General features: G+C 38.3%; 23 protein-coding genes and 1 pseudogene. 16 read left to right on the top strand and 8 right to left on the bottom strand.

Features of this window, described 5'->3' with window-relative positions:
• Positions 1–9: 9 nt before the first annotated feature.
• The gene (gene recN, locus HYB91_RS06760) at positions 10–1,695 is read right to left on the bottom strand and encodes a DNA repair protein RecN (RefSeq protein ID WP_002677847.1); all 1,686 of its coding nucleotides are present in this window, start codon (positions 1,693–1,695) and stop codon (positions 10–12) included.
• A gap of 96 nt (positions 1,696–1,791) precedes the next feature.
• Positions 1,792–2,223, bottom strand: coding sequence for a bacteriohemerythrin (locus tag HYB91_RS06755; RefSeq protein WP_002671531.1), 432 nt, complete (start codon positions 2,221–2,223; stop codon positions 1,792–1,794).
• 134 nt (positions 2,224–2,357) lie between these two features.
• On the opposite strand from HYB91_RS06755, the gene HYB91_RS06750 reads away from it, so the two are divergent.
• Positions 2,358–2,624: a hypothetical protein gene (locus tag HYB91_RS06750; RefSeq protein ID WP_002693508.1), complete on the top strand. Its 267-nt coding sequence runs from the start codon at positions 2,358–2,360 to the stop codon at positions 2,622–2,624.
• Positions 2,593–2,955 (top strand): helix-turn-helix domain-containing protein, encoded by a 363-nt coding sequence (locus HYB91_RS06745; RefSeq protein ID WP_002677849.1) that lies wholly within the window; start codon positions 2,593–2,595, stop codon positions 2,953–2,955. Before HYB91_RS06750 ends, HYB91_RS06745 begins: the two co-directional genes overlap by 32 nt.
• Before the next feature lie 83 nt (positions 2,956–3,038).
• On the opposite strand, the gene HYB91_RS06740 is transcribed toward HYB91_RS06745, so the two are convergent.
• Positions 3,039–3,461 (bottom strand): hypothetical protein, encoded by a 423-nt coding sequence (locus HYB91_RS06740; protein ID WP_002677851.1) that lies wholly within the window; start codon positions 3,459–3,461, stop codon positions 3,039–3,041.
• A gap of 129 nt (positions 3,462–3,590) precedes the next feature.
• On the opposite strand from HYB91_RS06740, the gene HYB91_RS06735 reads away from it, so the two are divergent.
• Genes HYB91_RS06735 through HYB91_RS06700 form a run of 8 tightly spaced genes read left to right on the top strand, consistent with a single transcriptional unit; the run spans position 3,591 to position 15,765 of the window.
• Entirely contained in the window at positions 3,591–5,078 is a 1,488-nt protein-coding gene (locus HYB91_RS06735; protein ID WP_002677858.1) for a hypothetical protein, read from the top strand.
• Between the two features lie 21 nt (positions 5,079–5,099).
• Positions 5,100–7,127: a transketolase gene (gene tkt / locus HYB91_RS06730; protein ID WP_002677860.1), complete on the top strand. Its 2,028-nt coding sequence runs from the start codon at positions 5,100–5,102 to the stop codon at positions 7,125–7,127.
• A 44-nt stretch (positions 7,128–7,171) separates the two neighbouring features.
• Positions 7,172–8,599 (top strand): TldD/PmbA family protein, encoded by a 1,428-nt coding sequence (locus HYB91_RS06725; protein ID WP_002677861.1) that lies wholly within the window; start codon positions 7,172–7,174, stop codon positions 8,597–8,599.
• Positions 8,599–9,897, top strand: a complete 1,299-nt coding sequence (locus HYB91_RS06720) for a metallopeptidase TldD-related protein (protein ID WP_002677863.1) — start codon at positions 8,599–8,601, stop codon at positions 9,895–9,897. The genes HYB91_RS06725 and HYB91_RS06720 overlap by 1 nt, the downstream gene beginning before the upstream one ends.
• A 10-nt stretch (positions 9,898–9,907) precedes the next feature.
• Entirely contained in the window at positions 9,908–11,455 is a 1,548-nt protein-coding gene (locus HYB91_RS06715) for a helicase HerA-like domain-containing protein (RefSeq protein ID WP_002677865.1), read from the top strand.
• A 14-nt stretch (positions 11,456–11,469) separates the two neighbouring features.
• Positions 11,470–12,006 carry a signal peptidase I gene (gene lepB / locus HYB91_RS06710; RefSeq protein ID WP_002677866.1) on the top strand — a complete coding sequence of 179 codons (537 nt, stop codon included), beginning with the start codon at positions 11,470–11,472 and terminating at the stop codon, positions 12,004–12,006.
• Positions 11,994–13,856 (top strand): penicillin-binding protein, encoded by a 1,863-nt coding sequence (locus HYB91_RS06705; RefSeq protein WP_002677867.1) that lies wholly within the window; start codon positions 11,994–11,996, stop codon positions 13,854–13,856. The genes lepB and HYB91_RS06705 overlap by 13 nt, the downstream gene beginning before the upstream one ends.
• Positions 13,837–15,765, top strand: a complete 1,929-nt coding sequence (locus tag HYB91_RS06700; RefSeq protein ID WP_002677868.1) for a motility associated factor glycosyltransferase family protein — start codon at positions 13,837–13,839, stop codon at positions 15,763–15,765. Before HYB91_RS06705 ends, HYB91_RS06700 begins: the two co-directional genes overlap by 20 nt.
• On the opposite strand, the gene HYB91_RS06695 is transcribed toward HYB91_RS06700, so the two are convergent.
• Positions 15,741–16,235: a CPBP family intramembrane glutamic endopeptidase gene (locus HYB91_RS06695; RefSeq protein WP_002677870.1), complete on the bottom strand. Its 495-nt coding sequence runs from the start codon at positions 16,233–16,235 to the stop codon at positions 15,741–15,743. The two genes, HYB91_RS06700 and HYB91_RS06695, sit on opposite strands and share 25 nt — an antisense overlap.
• Before the next feature lie 32 nt (positions 16,236–16,267).
• On the opposite strand from HYB91_RS06695, the gene HYB91_RS06690 reads away from it, so the two are divergent.
• From HYB91_RS06690 to HYB91_RS06675, 4 genes are read left to right on the top strand one after another with little or no spacing between them, the layout of a single operon-like run.
• The gene (locus HYB91_RS06690) at positions 16,268–17,422 is read left to right on the top strand and encodes a PilZ domain-containing protein (protein ID WP_002677871.1); all 1,155 of its coding nucleotides are present in this window, start codon (positions 16,268–16,270) and stop codon (positions 17,420–17,422) included.
• Positions 17,419–18,591, top strand: coding sequence for a hypothetical protein (locus HYB91_RS06685; protein WP_002677874.1), 1,173 nt, complete (start codon positions 17,419–17,421; stop codon positions 18,589–18,591). Before HYB91_RS06690 ends, HYB91_RS06685 begins: the two co-directional genes overlap by 4 nt.
• Complete coding sequence (locus HYB91_RS06680) at positions 18,585–20,159, top strand: ComEC/Rec2 family competence protein (RefSeq protein WP_002677877.1); 1,575 nt, start codon at positions 18,585–18,587, stop codon at positions 20,157–20,159. Before HYB91_RS06685 ends, HYB91_RS06680 begins: the two co-directional genes overlap by 7 nt.
• Positions 20,156–20,755, top strand: coding sequence for a YigZ family protein (locus HYB91_RS06675; RefSeq protein ID WP_002677879.1), 600 nt, complete (start codon positions 20,156–20,158; stop codon positions 20,753–20,755). The genes HYB91_RS06680 and HYB91_RS06675 overlap by 4 nt, the downstream gene beginning before the upstream one ends.
• Before the next feature lie 38 nt (positions 20,756–20,793).
• Here HYB91_RS06675 and HYB91_RS06670 read toward each other — a convergent pair whose 3' ends face one another.
• Positions 20,794–21,510, bottom strand: coding sequence for a hypothetical protein (locus HYB91_RS06670; RefSeq protein WP_002677880.1), 717 nt, complete (start codon positions 21,508–21,510; stop codon positions 20,794–20,796).
• An 82-nt stretch (positions 21,511–21,592) separates the two neighbouring features.
• Between HYB91_RS06670 and HYB91_RS13000 the strand changes: the two are divergent.
• Positions 21,593–21,712, top strand: a pseudogene (locus tag HYB91_RS13000) (YigZ family protein); the annotation flags it as partial.
• On the opposite strand, the gene HYB91_RS06665 reads toward HYB91_RS13000, so the two are convergent.
• Genes HYB91_RS06665 through HYB91_RS06655 form a run of 3 tightly spaced genes read right to left on the bottom strand, consistent with a single transcriptional unit; the run spans position 21,689 to position 24,025 of the window.
• Positions 21,689–22,384 carry a FecR family protein gene (locus tag HYB91_RS06665; RefSeq protein ID WP_002677881.1) on the bottom strand — a complete coding sequence of 232 codons (696 nt, stop codon included), beginning with the start codon at positions 22,382–22,384 and terminating at the stop codon, positions 21,689–21,691. The pseudogene HYB91_RS13000 and the gene HYB91_RS06665 overlap by 24 nt on opposite strands.
• 27 nt (positions 22,385–22,411) lie before the next feature.
• On the bottom strand, positions 22,412–23,572 hold the full coding sequence (locus HYB91_RS06660) for a hypothetical protein (protein ID WP_002677883.1): 1,161 nt from the start codon (positions 23,570–23,572) through the stop codon (positions 22,412–22,414).
• A gap of 12 nt (positions 23,573–23,584) precedes the next feature.
• Entirely contained in the window at positions 23,585–24,025 is a 441-nt protein-coding gene (locus HYB91_RS06655; RefSeq protein WP_002668656.1) for a hypothetical protein, read from the bottom strand.
• A gap of 150 nt (positions 24,026–24,175) precedes the next feature.
• Here HYB91_RS06655 and HYB91_RS06650 point away from each other — a divergent pair, with 150 nt between their 5' ends.
• Positions 24,176–25,939, top strand: coding sequence for an ATP-binding protein (locus tag HYB91_RS06650; RefSeq protein WP_002668661.1), 1,764 nt, complete (start codon positions 24,176–24,178; stop codon positions 25,937–25,939).
• Positions 25,940–25,956 lie beyond the last annotated feature (17 nt).

Here is a 25,956-nt window from a genome sequence, read left to right as displayed (position 1 = left end):
TAATCTCCTCTATCGGACATATTTTAACAGAAGCTCTTCAGCATGTCTGAGAGAAGCCTCACTTAATTCGTCTCCGGCCAGCATTCTTGCTATTTCTTCAAGCCTCGCCTTGCCTGAAACAGCTGCTGCCGAGGTTTTGGTAGTTTGCCCTATCGTATTCTTTTCTATCTTAATGTGATTATCGGCATGAGATGCGATTACCGCAAGGTGAGTAATACAAAGAATTTGCTTTTTTTTCGACAGCTTTTTCATATGGGAAGCTACATTTACCGCAACTTCTCCGCCGATGCCGGTATCGATTTCATCAAATATTAAGGTGTCCGCTTCATCTCCTTCTGCAAGTACCGTTTTTAAGGCAAGCATAACGCGAGAAAGCTCTCCCCCCGATGCAATCTTTGCAAGAGGCCGCAATGGTTCCCCGGCATTGGGGCTTATCATAAATTCGATATCGTCAAACCCGTAAGGATTTGCCGAAAGCCTATTTCCCTCAGGGAGCCGAGTGTCAACCCGCACTTGGAATTTTGTTTTGGGCATTCCTAAATTGGAAAGAACTTCTTCAACCTCCTTTTGGAGTTTTGAAGATGCCTCTTTGCGTTTTTCGGATAGGATTCTTCCCAGTTTTAAGAGCTTTGACTGCAAAATTCCTATTTTCTGTTCGAGCTCCGATTTTCCGGCCTCCCGTTTGGAAAGACTTTCAAGCTGTTCTTCGGCATTTTGAGCATAGTTTAAGACATCGTGTATCGTTGCCCCGTATTTTTTTGTCAACTTATATATTAAAGAAAGCCTTTCTTGCACTTGTTCCACCCTTTCAGGATTAAAGATAAGCTTTGAAAGATAAGAATCTATCGAAGATCTTATATCGTCCAATTCGTAATAGCCGGTTTCAAGTCTTTTTGAAAGGTCTTCAAGCCCCTCATCACAATTTTTGGCAGTTTCAAGGTTATGCATTGCCTTTTTTGTAAGACTGATTATTCCCGATTCATCGGAAAAAAGCTGAGATGCCGTGTTTAAGGCTTCGAAGAGTTTTTCAAATTGGTTTAATCTTTTTTCTTCAGCTTCCAGTTCTTCTTTTTCGTCTTCTTTTAATTTTGCTTTTGTTATTTCATCGATGGCAAACTGCAAAAGCTCTTGTTTTTCGGCAAGTTCTTTTTCGGAAAGGTTTAAGTTTTCAAGCTCTGTTCTTTTTTCGGCAAGTTCGGCATAAAGCGAGGTAAACATTTTCACTTCGTTGTTTATGCCTGCAAAGCTGTCCAAAAAACGGCGGTGTTCTGCAATTCTAAAAAGAGATTGATGATCGTGTTGGCCGTGGATATCCACCAAAAGAGAGGTGAAGTCTTCAAGTTCGTTCCTTGTTACCGGCGTGCTTTGTATCCAAGCATTGGATCGGCCGTTTTGTTTTAAATTGCGGCGGATAAGAATACGGCTGTTTTCGGGCTCAATTCCGTGATCTGCAAGCCATTTTAAGGCCTCGCTGTGTTCATTCCCGATAAAAAAACTTCCCGATACGGCTGCCTCATCGGTACCTGAACGGATTAAATCTGTTGAGGTTTTTCCTCCGAGGAGGAACGTTAAGGAGCCGATTAATATCGACTTACCGGCTCCCGTTTCACCGCTTAAAACATTTAAGCCGTTTTCAAATTCTACAAAGAGACTGTCTATTAGAGCTATGTTTTTTACCGATATATTTTCAAGCATTTACTTTCCTTAAATTCCAACATTTTCAAGTATAGACCAAAATACAGCAAATTTCAAGTAGGACGTAACAAAGTACAGATGTCAAAGTGAGAATGCTTAAAATTGGGCTTCGGGATGCTCTTTATGGATGTATTCCGCCCAGTCGTGATCGGCTCCGGCTATATGTTCAACAAGCCACCTGCCCAAAAAATCGTAAAATTGAAGTCCCGTTTCGATATTGCCGGAGGCTAAAGGCACAATCGCTTCTCTTATTTTTTTTATAAAAGATTTATGTATTTCTGCATGTTCTTTTAAATAGGGATACCCATACTCTTTCATTACTTTTTCTTCTTCTTCAAAGTGATAATAGGTATAGTCGGATAAATTTTTCAGTATTTTACCGATTTTTAGTTTGTATTCTTCTTGAGGCAAGTCGAACAAATCTTTAAACTGCCCCATGATGGTTAAAAGTTTTTTATGATGTAAATCTATTGTATTATACCCTACGCTTAATGAGTCTTCCCACTCAAAACCTTTAATTTCACTCATAAGACTATTTTAACTTATTATCAAAAAAAGTCAAGGGAAGGAGCGGGTTATAGATATTGTAATATAAATTACACGAGAGACTGAAAAATTAAACTAGTCTTGACAAGTAATAAAAAATATATTACTATATGAATATGGAATATACGGTAGTTATGCCTAAAAAATTGGATAAAATAATCAGACTTATGCCTGAAAAAGCTCAAGATGTTCTGCATAATCTAATTTTAGACATAAAAAAATCAGGTCCCGTACAGCCTAAATATCATAACTACTGTAAATTGAGTGCAAATACCTATCACTGCCATTTACTTTATAAATGGGTAGCGGTATGGAGATGCGAAAAAAATAAACTCATAGTGGAGGTCGAATATGTTGGCAGTCGTGAAAATGCCCCATACTAGTTTTACCGTATCGGGCGATATTCCTGAAAATATTTTAAGTATATTAAAAACTTACTATAAGGAACATCTTATACTTGAAGACGAAAAAAATGAATATGTTGAAGCTTCAACGATGGACTGGTATAAAGAAGCCGAAAAAAGACAAACCCCTGCTAAGACTTTGCGTTTTTATCGAACACTTAATAAACTTACTCAAGTACAATTGGCCGAAAAACTAGGTGTTACAAAACAGTTCATCTCCAACATGGAAACAGGACAAAAGCCTATAAGCCGCAAAACCGCCTATTTGCTTTCTGAAATCTTCGGTATAGACGCAGGGCGGTTTATATAGATGATTTTCTTTTCACTATGATTTAACATAATTTCTTCAAATAACATATTTGTCTATGCTCCTTTATTGTTAAAGATTCTAATTTATTCATCAATCCTATAAAACATATCGCCGGTATTCCAAATATACATAGCGGCTGACACAGGCTCTTTTCCTTCTTCCCAAAGCCATCCTGTATATGTTGTGTTATACCCGAAGTATCCTTCCGTTAAAATTTCAAACTCCATGCCGGAAAATTTTTCAATATACTCTTTTAACCCGATGGCTTTCCCGGAAAAATCTCCTTCATAAACAATTTTGTCGAATATCCAAACACTACATTCATCTAAGTCGCTGCCGTAAAATACGACATCTCCGGAATATTTTTTTTCTCCATTTTCGGTATACCGAAATAATTTATCTATCTTTAATGTCAATATGTCGTCATTAAAGATGATTTTCTTTATTTTACTATCATGCAGGCTAAAAGGAATATTACTGCTTCTATCATGTATAAAATCCATCATTAATATATTTACCTCTAAATTCTAACTTGTCAATTTCTCGTCCATCCCATTATATCATTTTTCCCACATTCTGTCATTCAATCAAGTTTCGACACCTTTTTTCCTCGATCTTGAAAAAAAACGATTAATATGCTAAAATACCGCACAATGTTTGACCGATTAGAACCATTATTGCCTAAAATTAACTTATTTTTAAAAAATGTTGGGGAAGCCTTTACTCTTGAAGATCTTAAAAATTTTATCGGTCTAAAAAATTTTGATGATTCTACTCTGGGTATTTTTTTAATTTCCTTGTCGCTCGCGTATTTTTTCCCTGATCCCGATTCGGATGACGGGGTATGGATTAGCAAGCACGGATTTTTTACCGGCAAAAAATTTTGTGTACAAATTTCGGATACGGAAAATGAAATGAAAATTTTTATCCCCGGCTCGAGGTTTTTACCCTTTTTGCCGGCAGATAAATATGCTCATGAGGCAAAGCTTTTTTATCAGGGAAAAGAAATCCCCAAACGCAGGGTGTATTTGAGCTTTGATAGAATTTTTTCCTTTTATTTTTTATATACCGAAAGCGATCTTTCCAATATTTTATGTGAAGACCATGAAGAAAATGTAGAGACCTTTTCCCGTTTACATGATAGTTTTAATCCCGAAGCCCGTTTTGCCGTAACTGCTTGGGATTTTTCGGCTGTTTTTGATGAATGTAATTTTGATTATCCTATGCGTTTTTTTGTGCATATCAAGGACTGGGCAAATGCGGAATTTGAAATCTTAAAAGAAAGCCATGAGCTTTTAGAAGATGATATTTCGAATTGGTTTAGTCTCTTTGAAACGGCCGTCCGCTCTTCCTTAAAGATATTACCTATGGACTCGACAACTCAAGAGATTCTTTCCTTTGCTTTCTTTTTGGCTGAGGATGCTCTTTTTAATGAAAATGCAGCGCCGATGGAATTGTTTTTTGAACGTAAGGATGTATTCGGTGTTATGCCTTACGGCATCGAGGAAAAATTTGGAGTGTTAGATGAACCGATAGCCTGTCCCAACAGCTGGTTTTATTATCCTTATAACGAAAGTAAAGAGGACAATTTTTTTAATTCTATAAACAGGCCTGTTACGGAGGCCGTTATAGATTGCTTTGTTCTGGATTTTTTATCTTCACATTATGTGGCCCGCTTTGATGATGAGGTAAAAGGACTTTTTATAAAAGAATCTTTAGACTTCTTTATTCCGGAGTTTATAAATAACTATAAAACCGTATCTTCAAAGTGTAAAACTTATTTGGAGATGCATTACGATTATTGGGTTAACCTATATAATCCATTTAAGGACGATGGTTCAAAAGATTTACGCGCAGACTTGGTAGACTTTTATAAAAATCTTGTTCTGTTTTTTAATGAGCTTGATGAACGTAAATTAAAAACATCGGACTTTGATGGTCAATCAGCCTTAATGATTTATCAAATTTTTGACAAGATTTTTCAGTGGAGCGAATTCGTTTCTTCTATGTCTCCGGAAGATTCTAATTTTATTGAAGTAATGTCTATGTCTCTTGAAAATCTGTCTTATGTATATACTGATGTGAAGGTCGAAATCAGAAATAAAATATCGGCCCTCACCTAAAAATAATCTTGGAGGTTTTTTATGAAAAACGAACTGGAAGCTATTGCTCTTTCAATCAGAAGTCTTTCGATGGACGCAATCGAAAAAGCCAACTCAGGGCATCCGGGGTTGCCTTTGGGCGCTGCCGAATTGGGTGCTGCCCTGTATGCTAAAATCTTAAAACACAATCCTAAAAATCCGGATTGGAAAGACAGGGACCGCTTTGTGCTTTCTGCAGGCCACGGTTCGATGCTTTTGTATTCAGCCTTACATATTTCAGGCTACGATGTTTCGATCGAAGATATAAAAAGTTTTAGGCAGCTCGGCTCCAAATGTCCGGGGCATCCCGAATACGGCGACACTCCCGGTGTTGAAACTACCACAGGCCCCTTGGGTCAAGGAATTTCTACAGCCGTAGGTATGGCTATTGCCGAAAAAATGCTTGCCGCCCGCTTTAACACAGCCGAGCATAAAATAGTAGACCACTATACTTATGCCCTTGTAGGTGAGGGCTGTTTGATGGAGGGCGTTTCCTCCGAAAGCTCAAGTTTGGCAGGCCACTTAAAATTAGGAAAGCTCATAGTTTATTATGATGAAAATAAGATTACGATTGACGGTTCAACCGACTTAACATTTACCGAAAACATCGAAGAAAGGTACAAGGCCTACGGCTGGCAGGTATTGCGGGGCTCGATGTACTCCTTTGAAGATATTGAACGCCTGACTCTTGAAGCCAAAAAAGATGAAAGGCCTACTCTTATTATCTTAAAGTCCGTTATAGGTCAGGGGGCTCCGACGGTTGCAGGCAAAAACAAGGCACACGGCGCTCCCTTAGGAAAAGACGGCATTGCCGAAGCCAAGAAAAATCTTTTACTCGAAGGAAAAGGCGACTTTTATGTTGCAGAAGAGGCCTATGCTTTCTTTAAAAAGAGAAATGAAGAGCTGGCTCTTGCTGAAGCCGAATGGAATAAAACCTTTGAAGTCTGGTCAAAGGCCAATCCCGAAAAAAGAAAAGAATGGGATCTTTCCTTTGCCCAAGGCGGAGCTGATGACGCCCTTGTAAAATCTGTAAAGCTCCCCGAATTCAAAAAAGATGAGAGTCTTGCAACCCGTGCCGCCTCAAAAAAGGCCTTAAACGAGTTTGCAAAAGTTCTTCCCAACCTTGTCGGAGGTTCTGCCGACTTGGAAGGCCCCAATGCCGTAGGCTTGGACGGAATCTCAGCCTTTTCCCATCAAAATCCTTCGGGAAGATATATTTATTTCGGCATCAGGGAATTTGCAATGGGGACAATCACAAACGGCATTCAGCTTCACGGAGGTTTTAGGGCATTTTGTGCGACCTTCTTGGTCTTTGCCGATTATTTACGCCCGGCACTTCGTCTTGCAGCCCTGATGAAGCTTCCTTCAATCTATGTTTTTACCCATGATTCAATCTTTGTAGGGGAGGACGGCCCCACCCATCAGCCCGTAGAACTTTTAGCCTCATTGCGGGCTATTCCGAATGTGCTTGTTTTACGCCCTGCCGATGCGGAGGAAACAGGGGAGGCGTGGAAGCAGGCTCTCTTACACAAGGACGGCCCCGTCTGCTTGATCTTGAGCCGCCAAAATTTACCTGTCTTGGAAAAGAGCGATCTTTTTTGGAGGGAATCGATTAAAAACGGTGCATACATTGTAAAGGATGTAGAGGCTTCGGCCTCAGGCTGTACGGTAGGCAAGCCGGAAAGGACTCCTGATGTAACAGTCTTGGCTACGGGTTCCGAGGTAAGTATGGCAGTAAAGGCTGCAAGTCTTGTAAAGGATAAAAAGGTCAGAGTTGTTTCCGTTATGTCTAAAGAAAGGTTTGAAAACTCGCCTAAGGATTTTAAACATGGAGTTTTAGGCGGATGTAAAAAGCATATCCGTGTCGTTACCGCCGAGGCGGGAGTCGCCCAAGGCTGGGAAGGCTGGACGGGCTGCAAGTGCGACAATTTTTCGATTGAGCGCTTCGGCACCTCAGCCCCCGGAGCCAAGGTCGCAGAACACCTAGGCTTCACGTCAGAAAACTTGGCAAAGCTGATAGAGAAAAATTAATAATTTTATTTGAACTTTAAGCCCAATTTGGAGGTATTATAAAAATGAAGCAAAAGATGAGTAAGTTTTTAACGGACAGTAAACCTGTCTTAAAAAAACTGATAGAAGAACTTTCTAAAGAATTTGAGTATGTTTCAATTTTGGGGACTGACTCAAAGGGAAAATCTTATTCGGTACGCAAAACGGCTGTTTCGGTTGGGGATTCTTTTTCGACCGAAAGGGGTTTTGTCTTGCGGGTTTATAACGGCCTTGGATATTCGGAATATTCTTTCGATGTAATTGATGCCGAAAATATCAAAAAAGAAATCAGGCGTATTGCAAAAACCGATATCGAGTTTTTAAAATCGAAAAACCTTGAAAGAATTAAGTATCCCGTAATCGAGGAAGAGGCTTTAACAAAAAGTTTTTATGCCGAAGTAAAAGAAAGTTTTGATTCGATGAATGACGAGCAAAAAATAAAAAGGCTTGAATCCGTAATGAAAAAGGGATTTGACTATTGCCCCGAAATGATAGATTTTCAGGTCAGGTATGAAGAGGTTTCCGTTTGTAAAATCTTCCTTTCGCAAAAAAAAGATTTGGAACAGGCCTATGCTTATGCAATTTCTTATCTTATTCCTTATTTAAAAAAGGGCGAAGCTGTAAAGTACAGTTACCAAGCTTTTTCGGGAAACTGCGGTATGGAAATTTTACACAAGGTTGAAGACAATATCAAAAAAAGCATTGATGCTGTAAAGGAGCTTTTGGATGCCGAAAGGATTAAGCCGGGAGTTTACGATATTATCTGTAAGCAAAATGTTACGGGCCTTATAGCCCATGAAGCCTTCGGCCATGGGGTCGAGATGGATATGTTCGTTAAAAACCGTGCAAAGGCTAAGGAGTTTATCGGCAAAAAGGTCGCTTCCGAAATTACCGATATGCACGACGGGGCTGCCGCTGCGGAGCAGGTTTCTTCATATCTATTTGATGATGAAGGAGTCTTGGCTCAAGATACGCGGATTATCGAAAAAGGAATTTTAAAGCGGGGAATCTGTGACACCCTTTCGGCCTTGAGCTTAGGTATAAAACCCACAGGTAACGGCAAAAGGGAATCCTTTGAGCGCAAGGCATACACCCGAATGACCAACACATTTTTCAGTACAAAAAATTCTTCCCTCGATGAGATGATAAAATCGGTCGATTTTGGCTATCTTTTGGACGGCTATTTTAGCGGAATGGAAGATCCTAAAAACTGGGGTATTCAATGTGCGGTCGAAAAGGGATACGAAATAAAGGACGGAAAACTTACAGGTAAAATAGTCGGCCCGATTTTTTTGACCGGCTATGTTCCCGAACTTCTTTCCTCGATTTCTATGATTTCAGGCGATGAAGACTTTGAGCTCGGCGGTTCAGGTTTTTGCGGAAAGGGTTATAAAGAATATGTAAGAACCTCTGCAGGAGGCGGATATATTAAGGCACGCGGGAGACTTGGATAATGAAAGATAAGATAATTTCTATTTTAAAGAATAAAAAAAACATAGACGGATACAGGCTTGTTCTTACAAAGATAAGATCGGGTGAGATGTTTTTGGTAAGGGATAAGATGGATATGAACCGTGCAAAAAATGTTCTTCATACCTCGCTCACGGTTTATAAAGATTTTGAAGAGGCCGGAAAAAAATACAGGGGTTCTGCCGATGTAAGCCTTTCGCCCACAATGGACGAGGAGGAAATAAACAAAAAAATTGAAGAGGCTGCTTTTGCCGCCCAATTTGTTAAAAACGAATGGTATCCTCTTAGCCGTCCTTCTTCCGAAAAGCCCTTTAGTCTTTCTTCTTCATTCGATACCGAAAACTTAAATGAAGAATTGGTCAAGATTCAAAAAGCAATTTATAAAAAGCGGGATACGAAGGCCGAAATCAATTCTACCGAAATTTTTATCGACAACATGGAAGTTCAAATATTAAACTCCGAAGGTGTGGATGTTCGGTTTAAAAAATACAAGGGCTATATCGAAGTTATAACGGATTGTTCTATCGGTAAAGAAGAAGTTGAAATTTACGGGGACAATTCTTTTTCGACTGAAAGTGAAAAGCTCATAGATAATATGGTTTCGGAGCAATTAAAGGAAACTGAAGAAAGGGCTCTCGCCGAAAAAGCCAAGCACCTTAAATCGGTCAATGTAATAATCACAAATACGGCAGCCGCTTCTTTTTTTGACTTTTATATTTTGCAAGCCTCCGCTTCAATGGTTTATACAAAGTCTTCCGCTGCTAAGTTGGGAGAAAACTTTCAAGGAAGCGGGGTAAAAGGAGACAAGGTTAACATCAAGCTCGTTCCCAATATGGCGGGATCTCCTTATTCCGCTCCCTACGACGGGGACGGTCTTCTTTTAAAAGAGCATGAGCTTTATAAGGACGGCATTGTAAAAACTTACCACGGCTCTATAAAGTTTGCTCATTACTTAAATGTAGAACCTACGGGCAATATAATAAATTTTGAAGTCGGTGCAGGAGCTAAAACGGAAGCCGACCTAAAAAAAGAACCCTATGTCGAAATATTAACATTTTCCGATTTTTTTCAGGATGAAGTAACCGGAGACTTCGGCGGCGAGTTTAGGCTTGCCCGCTATTTTGACGGAAAGGCTCTGCACATAATAAATAACGGCTCAATTTCGGGAAATATGTTTGATGCCCAAAAAGAATTTTACTTTTCAAAGGAAAGGGTGCAACATTCAAACTATCTCGGTCCTAAAAGCATTATGATTCCGAATATGGAAGTCTTGGGGGATTAGGAGGCTTATAATGGAAAAAGGAATTTTTGTCGGAGTAGGAGAGAGCAGGGTAGAACTTCTGCCTAATCGTGCAAATAGGCACGGCCTTATTGCCGGAGCTACGGGAACGGGAAAGACTATTACCTTAAAGGTAATTGCAGAAGCCTTTAGCGACATGGGTGTTCCCGTTTTTTTGCCCGATGTAAAAGGAGACTTATGCAGTTTTGCCGAAAAGGGCGAGGCTAATCAAAAAATAAACGAAAGGCTTGGCCTTTTAGGTCTTTCCGAATTCGAGTTTAAATCCTATCCTATACGCCTTTGGAGTATCTTAAAAGAAACCGGCCATCCGATACGCACTACCATATCTGAGATGGGACCCCTTCTTTTATCTAAACTTTTAAATTTAAACGAGGTTCAAGCAGGTGTTCTAAACATTGCCTTTAGAGTAGCAGACGAGGATGGATTACTTCTTTTGGATATAAAAGACCTAAAATCGATCTTGGTTTATATAGGCGAAAACAGCAAAGACTTAAAGCTTAAATACGGTAATATTTCCGATTCTTCTATAGGAGCAATTCAACGGGCTCTCCTCATTTTGGAAGGAGAGGGTGCCGATAACTTTTTTGCAGAGCCTGCCTTGGAAATTGCCGATTTTTTTAAGCTTACCTCGGACGGGAGGGGCTATATAAATGTTTTAAATTCTACAAGCCTCTATCAAAGGCCTAATCTTTATTCGACATTTTTGCTTTGGTTTTTGTCCGAGCTTTATGAAAACCTCCCTGAAGCAGGAGACACGGAAAAACCGAAAATCGTTTTCTTTTTTGATGAAGCTCATCTTCTTTTTAATAATTTATCTTCAGTCCTCATCGAAAAGATAGAGACAATGATCAGGCTTATCCGTTCAAAGGGTGTTGCAGTTTTTTTTGTTACGCAAAATCCTGCCGATTTGCCTGAAAGTATTTTAAGCCAGTTGGGAAATAAATTTCAACATGCTCTCAGGGCATTTACTCCCAAAGACCAAAAGGCCATAAAGCTTTCGGCCGAAACCTTCAGAGCTAATCCTAAATTCGATACGGCTAAGGTCCTTACCGAACTTAAAACGGGTGAAGCCCTTGTTTCCCTCTTACAGGAAGACGGAAGTCCATCTGTAAGTCAAAGGGTTCTGATAGCTCCCCCTAAGAGTAAGATAGGAACCGTAGGAGAGGCAAAACTTAAAGCTATTGTTGAAGAGTCTCCCCTTCTTTATAAGTACAAGGATATAATCGACAGAGAATCCGCCTATGAAATTCTTACGGGCCGGTTTGAAGAAAAGAAGCTTGTTGCCGAAAGAGAACTTGAAGAAAAACGCCTTACCAAGGAGGCCGCTGCAAAGGCAAAGGAAGAAGCTGCCTTAATCAGGGCAGAGAATGCCAGAATACGGGCAGAAAATGCAAGGCGCCGTTTGGAAGAGAGTCAAAATAAAAAACAAAGAAGCGAGGCCGGAAGGCTGGGCCGTGTCTTGGTTGACAGCATGACCCGTACGGTAGGCAGAGAAATTACCCGCGGAGTTTTCGGCTCGATAAAAAAAATGTTTAAGTAGGTTAAGGCTAAAAGGTGTTTAAAAAACCTAAAAGAAAACTCCTTTATTTTTTCTGTTTTATATTTTTTTTTGCTTTTATCAAGGCTTGTGTCTTTGATGTAAAGAAGGTTTCCGGCCCTTCTATGGAGCCGTCTTTAAAGGACGGGGACTGTGTATTTATTTTTAAAGCCGCCTACGGTATAAAGCATCCTTTAAAAAATAAGTATATTTTCCGTTGGGCAAGACCTAAAAGCGGCGATATAATCGTGTACCGAAAGGACGGGCATTTTACCGTAAAAAGATGTTTAGGTATTTCGGAAGAACCTATAGAATTTTCTAAAAAATTAGGGTACAATTACGATTATTCGATGAAGGTTTCCGGAAAAGATATACCCTTGACGGCTATACAATTCCGCAATTTAGGCGGTATGTCCGATGAAGAAAAGGTGCGGGTTCCGGCGGGCTATGTTTTAGCCTTGGGAGATAATCTAAAAGAGTCTTATGATTCCCGCGATTACGGCTTTGTCCTCGTTGACGGTATTTACGGTAAGGTTTTTATATGGAAGAAGTAGATAGTTTTATTTCAAAGCCCCGGTTTTGGTTTTTTATAAGTCTTGTAATTATTTTTGTTGTTTTGCTTATACTCCAATTTGCAAAGTACATGATAATGAAAGAACCTATAGTGATTACGCCTAAGGTTTCGACTGAAAGGGGAACTATATATGACAGAAATAAAAAAATCCTTGCAGTTCAGACAACTATCTATAATCTTTATGCCGATAAAACCCTTATGAAAAATCCTGCCGAGGCGGCGAAGGTCTTGGCCCCTGTTTTAATGCAAAACGAATCAGATCTCTTGGAAAAAATTCAAGATTCCAAATCAAATTTTTTATATTTAAAAAAAAGAATGAGCGAAAGTGAAAGGGATTTGGTTAAAAACGTTATAGATGAAAATAAATTAAGCGGTATCAGGTTTGAGTCTGTGTTTAACCGAACCTATCCCGAAAATACATTGGCCTCTACAGTTGTAGGTTTTTTAGGCGATGACGGCAGGGGAAAAACAGGCGTAGAATACTCCCTTCAAAATATTCTCTCTCCCCCTCCTGAAACAAAGGGCTATACTGGCAAAGGCTACGACGTTTATCTCAGCATAGACGGAAACATTCAGTACATGCTCGAAAAAATTATATCGAAAACGATGGAAGAAACAAAGGCTCAATCTGCCGTTTTTCTTGCAGTTGATGCAAAGACCGGAGAGGTTCTCGCCTATGTGAACTCTCCTTCTGCCTCCCTTGCAAACTTTATCGAAAGTACGCCTGAACAGCGTCTTGACCGTCCTGCAAACTATGTTTATGAACCGGGGTCGGTTTTTAAGATATTTTCTATGGCCGCCTTTTTGGAATTGGGCACTACTAAGGACGGGCAAGTATACGATTGTAATGCTCTTTTTGAATTTAACAAGCCCAATGTAAAACCAATAACCTGTTTAAAGACTCATGGAAGGGTAAGCCCGCGGGATGTAATCCGTCTTTCATGTAACGATGCAACTGCTCAGATTGCCGATATTACCGAAAAAAATGCTTTTTATGAAAAGATTAAACTTTTCGGTTTCGGCTCTAAAACCAATATAGAGCTTCCGGGAGAGACGGCCGGTCTTCTTGCCTCCCCTCAAAACTGGTCTATCCGCACAAAGCACACAATTGCTATAGGACAGGAAATAGGAGTTTCAGCATTGCAGCTGGTTGAAGCTGCAACGGCCTTTACCAATAAGGGTTCCACTTTGCGCCTTTCTCTTATTTCAAAGGTTGCCGACAAGGAAGGAAACATCGTCTATCTTCATAAGCCCTCGGTTTTAAACAAGGTTATATCCGAAAAAAATGCCGATCTGCTTTTAAGCTATATGAGAACGGGCTCCATAGAGGGTATAGCTTGGAGGGCTTCTATCAACGGAGTTCCCATTGCCGTAAAAACCGGAACAGCTCAGATGGCAAATGAGAAAGGCGGGGGCTACAGTAAGACCGATTTTATTTCAAGCTGTATAGGAATTTTTCCGGCAGATGACCCAAAGATTATTTTGTATACGGCAGTCATAAAACCTGTCGGACAAATATACGGCTCCGTTATTGCGGCTCCCGTAATTTCCGAGGCCTCGAACGAAATTATAGATTATCTCGGACTTGCAAGAGAAAATGCTCCTACCGTTGAACACACCGGCCGGATTCCCATAAGCGAAAATAAACCTGTCGTTTTAAAAGATAAGATGCCCGACTTAACGGGCGTTCCTAAAAAACTTTTGCTTGAGCTTCTTTTACAAAAAGACTTTTCGGTAAAAATTACAGGTGACGGATATGTCGTCTCTCAAACTCCTCCGCCCGGAACACCTCTTAAAAAAGGAATGAAAATTGAGCTCAATCTCGAATAAAGAAAGCGCCGGTAATCGTGAAATTTTGTATAAGAACCTTTTTTATAATGCGGAACTTTTTACCTGCCGGTTTCCTGAGCTCTCTGCGGCCTTAGGCCTTGACTCAGAAATCGGTATTAAACAATTTGCCGAAAGAATTCCTGAAAGCTATTATCTTGAAGAAGCAAAATTAAAAGAAACAGATAAAAAGATTTTTACTGCACGCATAAACGGAAAATACCTTCATTCAAAATATAATCCTATAAGCGAGGCCGAAAAAAATATTTCTCTTGATTTTTTTGAAGATAAAAAGGCTAAAAGCTCTTGTGTTTTTTGCGGCCTTGGTTTGGGCTATGCTCAAGAGCTTTATGCAAAAAAATATCCTAAATCTTCGTTGATTATAATCGAGCCCGACCTCTTTGTTTTTTTTCTTTTTTTACAAAGCCGTCCATTGGATGATTTTTTTATGCACGAAAATCTGATACTTCTTTTAGGTCTTTATCCGAAAGATGTGTTGGATTTTTTTGAAAGCAAATCTTTTTTTGATACTCCGATTTTTAAAATTCAGTCCTTGATTGATGTAAGTTCTTCTTGGTTTTCAGAGTTTGAGGCCTTAAAAAAACGAAGGAATGAAAAAACAAATTTAAACAAAAATACCTTAAAAAAATTCGGAAAACTTTGGCTTAAAAATTTTTTAAAAAATATGGAACAAACCGAAGGTCTTTTTGGTATCAATAAAATAGAAAATATTTTTGCTTCTTGTCCGGCTTTGATAATTGCTGCCGGCCCCGGCTTAGATGACACGATAAATCTTGTAAAAGAAAATGAAGATAAGTTTATAACTATTGCAGCAGATACGGCTGTAAGGGCTTGTCATAGGCATGGCCTAAAACCCGACTTTATTCTTTTAATGGATGCTCAATATTGGAATTATCTTCATCTTGCAGACCTCGACATTTCGGATTCGATTCTTATTACCGAATCTTCCGTATATCCGGCCGTTTTCCGGCTTAAAACAAAAGCCAAGTTTTTATGTACTTCCATGTTTCCCCTTGCTCAATATATAGAAAAACTTATAGGCGAAAAGGGTAAACTTGTTACCGGCGGTTCCGTTGCAACAGCTTGCTGGGATTTTGCAAGAATTTTAGGCTGTTCTGAAATTATTTTTGCAGGCCTCGATTTAGCCTTTCCCGATTTTCAAACCCACTTTAAGGGAAGCCGATTTGAAGAAGATGTGAACGCTTTTTCAAACCGATTTTTTCCTTCGGAAACAGCTTCTCATATAAGCCTTTATTCCGCCTCGCCTCAATTAAAAGAAGGCTATGAGGGAAAGGTTTTAAGCGACAAGAGAATGCAGATGTATGCTTGGTGGTTTGAAAGTAAGATTGCCGAGTTCCCCGATATTAAAACCTATAAGCTTTTACCGCGGGGATTAAAGATTCCGAATATGCCGGCTCTAAGTATGGAAGAGTTTTTACTTAAAGCAAAAGCTTCGCCTCTTTCAAAAAAAATAAAAATCGAAAAGATGGGTGCTTTACCTGACTTGTCTTCTTATAAAAAAGAAGGTAGCTTTAGTTCTCCAAACCTTTCCTCTGCCTTAAAAGAATTAAGTACCGATTTGGAAAAAACCATGAAGCTTGCAAAAGAGGGTATGGATATATGTCTGAACCTCTTAGACTCTTTAAAAACCGGAAAGCCTCTTGAAGATTCTATCATAAAAAAAAGTATGGAAAACTTAAACCTTATCGACGAAAAAATAAAAACCGATAAGACCAATACCATAATAGGTTTTGATCTCTTGCTTGATGGAGATGAAAACAAGCCTCTTAAGAGCAAATCTTTTACCTCCGTTTACGAAGAAAATTTTTTAATTTATAAAAAGATATACGAAACCTGTGCCTTAATTTATCCTTTAAAAATCAAAAGATAGATGATTCCGTTATGGACAGAGTGAAGCACTATAACGCAAAGAGCCGCTTTTATACTTGCCGTTGTTATGCTGCATTTTGTAGAGGCTTTTTTTTGTATAAGAACATATAATACTCTAAAAATTATTCCTGCGGCCGCAGCATAAAGCACATTAAAGGGACCTAAATAACGGTGAGCCAGAGCAAAAAAAATGACCGGAAGAATTTCATAGGCAGCAAAGGCTGATTTAAAGCTCTCAGGATTTTCTCCGTAAAAGCTTTTTATTCTATACGGTAAATATATTCGGTATAGAATTTCTTCATAGGCTGCAAAAAAAACTATTTTCGATATAAAGACTAAAACATAAAAGATACCTTCCGGCTGAGGCGGCGGGGTAAAATCCCTCTTATTTAACATCGGAGGAAGGACAAAAATGGTGAAAATAAAGATAAATTCAAGTAAAAACCTTAGAGTCTTCTTATCAAAATGCATAATTTATGGTATTATATCACAAAGAGATAAATATGTATATTCTTGTAGTTTTTATTATTGTGTTTCTTTTATTTACGGCTTTCTCGTTCACTCTTCCGGGGAGACGGTTTTTGGATTTAATCCGTTTTTTTACCGAAGGGAAAGACAGGGGATTTTTATTTTCTAATCTCTTATTGTTGTGGCGGACAGCCAATTATGTAGGTCTTGAAGATAAAACCCGTCTTTTTTGGTCGGTTGCTGCCTTAGATGAATGTATACGCTTTATTGCCCGTCAGGTTGAAAATAAGCTGGATGCCGATGTTTCTCAAAAAATGCAAATTTTACTTAACAAACTCTATGATTACCGCACAAAAATTGAATTGGAAGAAGTTCAAAAAAAACGAAGAATTGAATCGACGCATGAGATTTATATCGGCCAAATTTGTATTATCTTTGTGCCGCGAGAAACAACCGTTTACGGCAAACTTATGGCAAATACAAAGAATGAGCTTGTGTTTGCCCTCTTTGATGCATCTGCAGAAAGAGCCGAAAAAGTTAATTGGCAAAATAAGGCTGTAAGGGTTTATTTTTGGAAACAAAATGATGCAGGATATGTCTTTAGTTCTGAAGCCGTCAAAGCAAAAAAAATAGAGGACCGAATAGAAATTTATATTAAGCATTCAAAAAAAATTGTTCGTACACAAAAAAGAAAATCGGTTAGAGCTTCATGTGATATTGAAGGCTTGATGTTTCCTCTTAGGGCTGGAGATCCTTATAACTCCGATTATGAAATTCAGGGCGGAGTAAAATCAAACATAAAGGACATATCGGAAGACGGAGCCATGTTTTTTGTAAAAGGCAAGGCTGCAAAGGGTATCAGAATGAAGCTGCAATTTAAACTAAAAAATACCGAAATTGTAATGTGCGGTAAGATTGTCCGTTTCGTTTATGACCAACCTCTAAATAAATCGCGAGTACATTTTCAATGTGAATTTTTAGACCAAAAAATGAAAAATGTTATTTTATCCTATATATATAATATAGCGACTACCGATGATAACACCGAATTTATAAACAATATTTTAAAAGAAGAAAATAATGATCATTCAGCGGCAGACCAAAAAATAAAAGATGAGAATTTTTTGGAAGACGGCTTAACTGACGGTCAAATGCTCTATGATTTTGCAGAAAGTAAGGGGTCTGTATGAAAAGAATAGTTTTTGTTTTAGTTTTTATCTTTTGTGTTTTTTCTATTTTTGCTATAGACCAAGATGAGCTTTTAAATTTGCGTAAAGATTTTATTTCTGCAGGGATAGATGTGAAGGCTGTTATTTTGCGTTCACTTTCACAGTCAGAGGATAAAAGCTTAATTCCCATATATCAAGATGCGGTGGAATATGTTAAAACCTCTTATGCAATATTACAAAATGATGACAGGTTGTTAAATATAGGTATAATTGCCGTAACCAAGCTTGGAGAGCTAAACGAATTAAAGGCCTCTGCAAGTATCCGCTACTTGTTTTCTACGGTTGAAAATGAAGATTTTCAAATAGCCTGCTTAAAAAGTCTAAGCAAATTGGTTCAAAAAGATTCCGCCTTTACGGATTATCTGAATTCTCTTTATGATTCAGGTTTATCCGATTTACTTTCAGGCAAGGCGTCTAACGTTAATCTTCTAAGAGTCTACGCCGAAGCTCTCGGGAATTTTGCAGATCCTTCTTCTTTTGACGTCTTGATTAAAACCTTATTTTATCCTGTAAACGATGGTTTAAAGGATACGGTAAAAACTGCATTAAATAATATTTCTTTTAATTATTTTGATGAAATTCTTGCTAAAACAATGCAAAAAAACATACAATATATATGGACACTGTATTTATTGGCAAAAGAAAATAAGCGTATTGAGGGCCCTGAGCTTGGCAGGATTAGTGAGCTTGTCATTGATTACGGTCTTAAAAATCTAAAAGGAGCGGATCTTGAGAGTTCTGAAAACTTGATTGAAGAGACTTTACCTGTTTTATCTGCATTGAAGTGGAGTAAGGCTTCTTCGCAGGTAAACAAATTTTTTTACTATGCTCAGGGCTTGCGTAAAACAAGCCCGCGGGGCGATGAATTGCTTATTAAGATAATCGATTGTATGGGAAATTTAGGTACAATCGAGTGTTCTCAAAATTTGTCGATATTTTTAGGTGTGTTAAATTCGGAAACCGAAAAAACAAAGCAATACAGTGAGCCATTAGTGCTCAGTGTAATTACGGCTTTGAGAAAGCTTGGGGATAAAACCGCATTTGACTATCTATTGTATGTTGAATACTTAAATTATTCTGAAACGGTTAAACAAGCTTCTCGAAATGCCATAGAGGAGTTAAAGTGGTAAATGAAAACAAATTAACACGTAATAAGTTTTTTGTATTAAAACCGATTGTAGTTTCAGCCTGTGCGGCTGTTTTATCTTTTTATTTTTTTTGTGCAATAGGAAATTATTTTAATAAATTTTTGATAATTTCTATTTTTATTTTAAGTTTTATAATCGGTTTTATATTTAGAAAAAAGAAGTTCTTTTTTATCCTTGCAGGGCTTTTTATAGGAAGCCTTGCTGTGTTGCGTTTATTTTTTATCTATGCGGAGCCTTTTTCCCTTGCCGAATTAAATAAGGTTAAAAGTATTCAAGCCGAGCTTACGGGAGAAGCCTATCCTGCCGGTGAAAAATACTATGCTGCAAATGCTAAACTTATTTCTTTTTCATATAATAATGGGGCTAAATTTTCTGCAAAGGGAAATATAAAAATATTTTTTCCTTCGGATATGGTCTTACAAAATAATGCTTACGGAATTTCGGTCTACAAGACGGTCTACAAGGCCGCTGATTCGGCGCCCTATAAGACCGGTTCAAGAAAAGAAGCTTTAGCCAATTTTTCCAAGGGCGTAATATTTGAAGCTTCGGGCCGTTTCGGAGCAAAGAAAAACGCTATGAGCCCCTTGGCTTTTTTTGGAGATAAATCCGTTCCCGAATTTTTAGGTTGGAAATCGCATGTTTTAAGATTCAGGGCTTTTTTACGGTTTTATCTTATGCGTTTGTTGGCAGGGTGGGGGAGTGCCGGTGCCTTGCTTTTAGCCCTCCTTTCTGCAAACAGGGATTTTTTGATTCTTCCTGTTTCGGAAGCTTTTAGAAATGCAGGGCTTGCTCATGTTTTAGCCCTTTCAGGGATGCATGTTTCTTTGGTAAGTCTAGCTGCCTTGCAGATGGGTTCTATATTTGGGAAAAAAAGCCTCGCGATAAAATTCTCATTAGTTTCCATTATCTTCTTTGTTTGGTTTGCGGGAGCTGCACCTTCTCTTAATCGTGCCCTCGGCATGATGATTTTAATTATTATAGGAAAGTCCTTGGGGCTCCAGCCTCCTATGATTTCGATTTTATGTACAATGCTTATTTTTCATATTGCAGTAAAGCCTGATGATGCCCTAAGTCTCGGCTTTATGCTTTCGTACGGTGCCTTGGCCGGAATTCTCATCTTTGGAAGTGCAGTACATGATATTCTAACCGGAAAAATACCTCCTAAAATATTGGGAAGTTTTTCGGCTTCAATAGGAGCTCAAACCTTTACCGCCCCCATTGTAATAAGCAAGATAGGAGTCTTAGCACCCGTAGGTATAATTGCTTCTGTCATTGTAAGCCCTCTTATATCTGCCTTTTTAATTTTAGGCCTTGCGGCAATTTTTATTTCTCTTTTATTTCCGTTTACAGGCTTTATTTTTTCTTACTTTTTAAATGCTTTCTATGATTTGATATTTTTTATTATTCGAATTTTTGCCCTTTTTCCGCTGATGACGGCAGATACTTTTTTTGCCGGTTTAACTTTTGCAATACTTCCCTTTACGGGCGGCTTAATGTGTATGTTTTATGCCGACAGGAAATTAAAAAAGAGGGAGAGCCTTTTAAAATGAAAGTTTTAATGCAATATGCTTTAAGTGAGCTCACCGTAAAAAACTCAAGATTTTTAGCGGAAATTTTTCCTATAAATTCGGCCGCCGAAGCCAGAGAACTTTTAAAAAGCCAAAAGGGAAAATACGAAGATGCCCGCCATGTAGTCCATGCCTTTGTTGCAGGTGAAAACGGAGAGGTTTTAGGCTGTTCCGATGACGGAGAACCTTCGGGAACTGCCGGCAGGCCGGCTCTTGCAGTGCTCAAGGGTTCAGGAATCACAAACATAATGCTTACAATTACACGCTGGTTCGGAGGAACCCTTTTGGGAACCGGCGGCTTGGTAAAGGCCTACTCGGATTCTGCAAAACTTGTTCTTCAAGAAGCTTCAACCGAAGATCTTATCAAAAAAGAGACCTTTCAATTTGAATGCTCTTATTCCGAATGGGAAAATTTAAAGCGTCACCTTGATGAATTTTCTGTTGAACATTTAGAATTATCTTACGAAGAAAAGATAAGATTTCGAGGACAAATTCCTTTAGATAAAAAAATACCCTTTGAAGCCTTTATTGAAAATGCTTCAAAGGGCGGTATAAAGTTAGTTTTTCTCAAGGTATGACAGGTTTTGAGAATTTGCAAATATGTCGTATATAAATTCTATTTGGAACAGATAATTCTTACAATCGAAAATACTGCTATACAAGGCCATAATTTTTTAGAAACCAATTTTGAATTATTCATCTTAAATATTTTATATTTATCTTTAGTAAATTCTGCATAGATTATTCCGTCTGAACTAACAATATGGAACACCTGATCTTTTGATTTAACCATCTGAATAAAAGAACTCATATTATCTTTCATTGTCGCTACGGTATACATGCTTGTTAACAGTACATAAAATTCAACGTCTCCAATAGAAAAAGTTGCAAGCTTAACCGGTAATTCCGACTCATGTACGGATTTTTCCCAAATCGCTTGAGAACCGGATATATTGAATTTTTCAAATTTATAGATAGGCGGGAGATTTTGAATATCAACTTCTCGAATATTTTCAATTCCATAGTTTCCTTTCTTTTGCCGATAGTTAATTTGAATATCGTAAAAAATATCGTTAAGCCGGACCTGTCCTGTCCATTTCATGAGGTCTACTTCATTTGGATAAAGAGGATCAAAGCCTAACCTAAAGTCTTCTTTTCCATTCAAAATAATATCATTATAATCAGCAACGGCTGACTTTTTAAATTCAATAATATTTCCGAAATATTTTGTTTCAAATGCTGTAGTATCGGTTCCATAATACTTTACTGTTATACATGATGAAAAAATAAATATTCCTAAAAATAAAAATATAATACCGTGTTTAGTTTTCATTAGCTAAAACTCCTCAACGTTAATCAAAATAGGCTGCTTTTCGTTCCTAAATCGAGATTATTTAATTGAGTAAATGAGTATTTATTCCTATAAGGTAACAATAAACGGACAAATTCCTTTAGAAAAAAAAGCACCCTTTGAAGCCTTTATTGAAAATGCTTCAAAGGGCGGTATAAGTTTAGTCTTTCCAGCCTATACTTAAAGATAGTGTTGAAACTGAAGCCGCCGTATTTATTGCGTCTTCAATGCCGGGTGATTGGTTGGTAAGCGTAGGAGAATTGGCTTCCGCTTCTGCAAGAGTCGCGACTGATGCCGGTAAAACTTCATTAGCCTTGATATTTTGAGCCGGAGTTACCATCCCCGTATCGCTTATAATAACAGAGTCGCCGATATTTACCCTTGTTTCAATTCCATCATTGTTTACATACGACCATATTCCGCTTGTTCCGATTAAAAGACCGTCAGAACCGATCTCTCCGGATGTTCCTCGAACGGAAGCTGTTGCAACAGGTGTTTTTACCTTAAACTCAACCTTTTTTGTTGAAGCCGGTTTTACATCGGCCTTTACGGAACCTACATTTAAGTAAACTTCCGAAGAAACGGTTTCATTCTTTTCGGCGATTTCTTCGATTGTAAGCCTTGTCATAGGTTTAACCGTAATAACGGAACCGTCAATCTTTAAAGTCAGTTCGGATTTAAACCCTGTCGAAATCATAAGTCCCGATGTTATTTTGTTTCCAGCCCTTGCAGGAAGCCATTTTCCGCCTTGCTTTATTTCAGCCTTTCCCTTGACTGCAACAACCTCACCGCTAATAGCCAAAAGCGGAGTTAAAACAAAGCAAACCAAACTAATAATAAGAAATACCTTTTTCATCTTTTTCTCCTAGTTATTATAAAAATTTTAGAACGAAATGATGCCCTTTAATTTGAACACTGCATCAAACTTACCGTTTTTTCCCACAAACATACCTAGATCGGTACTAATGGATATATCTTGAAGTATTGTATAATTGGCAGATACGTTCCACTCAAAACCGGCAAAATTGCTTCTACCCTTAGGTTGAGTTGCTGCATAAGCCATAATAGCTGCCTCCGTACTTAAAAACAAATTTTTTACAGGTTTTATGCTGCCATCTAAACTTATTTTCAATAAATCCGTAGGCTCCATAAAGTTAACCTTTGACATAGTTGAAAGCGTAAAAGATTTAAAGCTCATCTTGCCGCCTGAGAATAATTGCATTTTTAAACCTAGTTTTGAATCGTATTTTTCAAAATAGTAGTCCAGTTCTCCTTTTAAAAAAAAGCCTGTTTGCGGTTTTCTTTTGTCCCGTGTTAAAATGGATGTTGATACTGATGCAAGGTAAAAAAGTCTATTAACTATCGGACCGTTTACCGATATTGAGGCATAATTATTTGTTGTCTTCGGATTTTCCGTTGCCATGAACGAGTTCAAATCAAAGTCAATGGCATGACGCAATGATTGAAAAGGAACATGAAACAAAGCAGACATATGAACAAAAGACGGTACAAGATTGTAAATTTTTGTTTGCTTCTTTAATATTGATGTTATACCTGCTGCATTGATAGGATTTACATAGGAGTTTAAAAGCCCTGTGTATCCTAGGTTAAAATATGTTGAAAAATTGGTTTTATTGTATGCTATATATACACCATCAATGTTTTGATTTAAAATTACAGCAGTTATATCGGAGATATTGTACCTGCCGGCGTCAATGGTCAAACTGTCATTACCTATGGGGACTAGGAATGAGAATTTAAGCATATCCAAATTAACAATATGATCTAAATCCAACTTTCCATCAGGTTTTATAGGCTTTTTTAAATTGAACAAATATGAAGACTGAATAGCAAAATTATAATTCCCTTCTTTATCGAGATTTTGTTTAGCCCAAAGAGACAGACTATCGAAATGAGATAAGTTTGTTTTGTTTTTACCAAGGTCAATGCCTAGACCCGTTTTAAGCATTCCGCCTCCTTCAAAGGCTGAAAGGTTTAATGCAATAATTAAAAACAAAAATATAAACAATTTTACTTTTTTCATTATCTATCCTCCTTACTTGTCCTCTTTAGGCATTATTTTGGCCAATAGATTGATTGCGGTAAACGGCGTAATATGTGAAGACGGAACCGTTTTATGGGGAATCAGCTTCATTGTTTTAAGCTGTCTAAAAGCGTAGTGCGGATTTTTTGCAATTCCATACCATAAGCCATGCTCTATCGAAGAATACTGCAAAGCCAAATTAGAAAATTCGTCAAATCTAATAGGCTCATCATGCTTTTTATTTTCGAACATTTTAAGCCCCTTAAATTTATTAAAGGCCGTTTCATAGGAGCTCTTATCATCGACTTCTCCGGTAGATGTACCTACAAGATAGCATGCCTGTCCTATTGTTAAGGTCTTTGATGCTAAAATCTCATCCACCTTTTCTGCCGATTGAGCAAAAAGAATTGCTCCAATACCTAAATATATAAGAATTGTTGATATTCTTTTCATACAGCCTCCCTTATTTATCACAGTTTTACTTATATATAAGTATATCACAAAAAATAAAAAACAACAATCGGAATATAAAAAAAATGAAATTATTTTCTTCTTGAAATTTTATTTTTTTTGTTGTATGGTGATTATAAGGCGGGAGGGATTATGGCAGCGGGAAAACAGCTGATTAAAGAAAACAGTGCCTACATAGATATTTTGCCGGAATGGGCACAGGAGCTTTCCAGAAAATATTGCTCAAAAACGGCAAACCTTTACTTTGTGCATGGAAATATAAGGGATTTTTTGCCCCATCAAATAACCGAATACGGGCATAACTTCTTGTTCGTAAAAATAAGAGACTATATTTCCGAAGTTTTGTTTGGAAATCAGGACATAATAGTGTACTACGATAAGTCCGGAGGCGTTTCTTTTTGTACTTCCGATATGGAAAGAGCTTATCTTGAGACAATGCATATGACTTATCCTGATGTACCTCCCGAAAACTTTTTATCCCGCGATCCTGAGGAGGCTTTTTCTTACCTTGAAAGGTATTTTGTTCTAAATTTCGGCAAAAATTTGAGGATTGTTCTTATTGTAGATTATGCCGAAACCATAATTCCTGCCGATGAGATAGGAAATTTGGATGAAACCGATAGGTACTGCCTTGTTACCTTAAACAGATGGTCCCATGAGCCTTCTTTTACTCGGGAAGATATTTCGATAATAATGCTTACCGAAAACCTGACAGACCTAAACCCCCGTCTTACAGCTTCTCCTTCTACAATAAAGGTGCGTATTCCTCTGCCTGATGCAGCCGTAAGGGTTAATTTTTTAGAACATTTACGACGGACTGAAGAAATCCTTTTAGCCGAGCGGGGCTTGAGCCCTGAAAGAATGGGCGCTTTAACCTCCGGTTTAAACCTATTAAACCTATATCAGCTTGTAGGAGAGTCTTATCAGGACGACAAGCCTATAAGTTTGGATTATTTGGCAACCAAAAAAAGGGAGATTATCGAAAATGAGGCCGGAGGCCTCTTGGAATTTATAGATACGGATTATGACCTATCCCTTGTTTCGGGCCATGATTTTGTAAAAAAGCGCTTTAAAATTGCGGCTAAGGCTTTAAAGGCCGCCCGAACCGATGTTCTTCCCATGGGCTATCTTATCTCCGGTCCAATAGGCACGGGAAAAACCTTTATAGTGTCCGCCTTTGCCGGCGAAATAGGCATTCCTATGGTGCGTTTACGCAATTTCCGCTCTCAATGGCAGGGGGCTACCGAATCGAATCTTGAAAAGGTGCTGAATATTTTGAGGGCTATGTCGCCTGTCGCAGTTATGATAGATGAGGCCGATGTTGTGCTCGGAAACCGCACCGCGAACGATATATCCGGTACCTCTAGCAGGGTTTTTGCTCAAATAGCAAATTTTATGGGAAACACGGCTTACAGGGGAAAGATAATCTGGTTTTTGATTACCTGCCGCCCCGACCTGATTCCCGTCGACTTAAAAAGGCAGGGCAGGGCTGAAGAACATCTGGCTCTTTTTTATCCCGAAACCGATGCCGAAAGGCTCGACCTTTTTGAAACCCTTCAAAGAAAGCTCCGCATCAAGCTCCATGATGTAAATTTAAATTCGATAATAAAAAAGATTAAATTCGATGTATCCGGTGCTGATATAGAAGCCATACTTGTGCGTGCTAAGATGAACGCCACTGTAGAAGGCAGGGCAATGGTTATACAAAAAGACTTGGAAGAAACTATAGCCGATTTTATTCCGCCTTCTTATCCTTATGAGATAGAGCTGCAAAATTTAGTTGCAGCAATCGAGTGCACAAGCAAGGAGATGGTTCCGAAAAAATACCAATCCATGCAGCGCTCTGCCATGTCTTCGGAAATTTTCGAAATAAAACAGCTTTTAGGAGAAAAATAATTTAATATCGGCTTGAC

It is taken from the genome of Treponema sp. B152, assembly GCF_024181665.1.
In the GTDB taxonomy this organism is placed as follows: domain Bacteria; phylum Spirochaetota; class Spirochaetia; order Treponematales; family Treponemataceae; genus Treponema_B; species Treponema_B denticola.
Note: the sequence above shows the minus strand (reverse complement) of the source record. Positions and strands in the feature narration are given on the sequence as shown.

Excerpts from the sequence above, each read along its gene's own strand:
- recN (WP_002677847.1), bottom strand. The coding sequence starts at position 1,695 with ATGCTTGAAAATATATCGGTAAAAAACATAGCTCTAATAGACAGTCTC.
- HYB91_RS06755 (WP_002671531.1), bottom strand. The coding sequence starts at position 2,223 with ATGAGTGAAATTAAAGGTTTTGAGTGGGAAGACTCATTAAGCGTAGGG.
- HYB91_RS06750 (WP_002693508.1), top strand. The coding sequence starts at position 2,358 with ATGGAATATACGGTAGTTATGCCTAAAAAATTGGATAAAATAATCAGA.
- HYB91_RS06745 (WP_002677849.1), top strand. The coding sequence starts at position 2,593 with ATGTTGGCAGTCGTGAAAATGCCCCATACTAGTTTTACCGTATCGGGC.
- HYB91_RS06740 (WP_002677851.1), bottom strand. The coding sequence starts at position 3,461 with ATGATGGATTTTATACATGATAGAAGCAGTAATATTCCTTTTAGCCTG.
- HYB91_RS06735 (WP_002677858.1), top strand. The coding sequence starts at position 3,591 with ATGCTAAAATACCGCACAATGTTTGACCGATTAGAACCATTATTGCCT.
- tkt (WP_002677860.1), top strand. The coding sequence starts at position 5,100 with ATGAAAAACGAACTGGAAGCTATTGCTCTTTCAATCAGAAGTCTTTCG.
- HYB91_RS06725 (WP_002677861.1), top strand. The coding sequence starts at position 7,172 with ATGAAGCAAAAGATGAGTAAGTTTTTAACGGACAGTAAACCTGTCTTA.
- HYB91_RS06720 (WP_002677863.1), top strand. The coding sequence starts at position 8,599 with ATGAAAGATAAGATAATTTCTATTTTAAAGAATAAAAAAAACATAGAC.
- HYB91_RS06715 (WP_002677865.1), top strand. The coding sequence starts at position 9,908 with ATGGAAAAAGGAATTTTTGTCGGAGTAGGAGAGAGCAGGGTAGAACTT.
- HYB91_RS06705 (WP_002677867.1), top strand. The coding sequence starts at position 11,994 with ATGGAAGAAGTAGATAGTTTTATTTCAAAGCCCCGGTTTTGGTTTTTT.
- HYB91_RS06695 (WP_002677870.1), bottom strand. The coding sequence starts at position 16,235 with ATGCATTTTGATAAGAAGACTCTAAGGTTTTTACTTGAATTTATCTTT.
- HYB91_RS06690 (WP_002677871.1), top strand. The coding sequence starts at position 16,268 with ATGTATATTCTTGTAGTTTTTATTATTGTGTTTCTTTTATTTACGGCT.
- HYB91_RS06685 (WP_002677874.1), top strand. The coding sequence starts at position 17,419 with ATGAAAAGAATAGTTTTTGTTTTAGTTTTTATCTTTTGTGTTTTTTCT.
- HYB91_RS06675 (WP_002677879.1), top strand. The coding sequence starts at position 20,156 with ATGAAAGTTTTAATGCAATATGCTTTAAGTGAGCTCACCGTAAAAAAC.
- HYB91_RS06670 (WP_002677880.1), bottom strand. The coding sequence starts at position 21,510 with ATGAAAACTAAACACGGTATTATATTTTTATTTTTAGGAATATTTATT.
- HYB91_RS06665 (WP_002677881.1), bottom strand. The coding sequence starts at position 22,384 with ATGAAAAAGGTATTTCTTATTATTAGTTTGGTTTGCTTTGTTTTAACT.
- HYB91_RS06660 (WP_002677883.1), bottom strand. The coding sequence starts at position 23,572 with ATGAAAAAAGTAAAATTGTTTATATTTTTGTTTTTAATTATTGCATTA.
- HYB91_RS06655 (WP_002668656.1), bottom strand. The coding sequence starts at position 24,025 with ATGAAAAGAATATCAACAATTCTTATATATTTAGGTATTGGAGCAATT.
- HYB91_RS06650 (WP_002668661.1), top strand. The coding sequence starts at position 24,176 with ATGGCAGCGGGAAAACAGCTGATTAAAGAAAACAGTGCCTACATAGAT.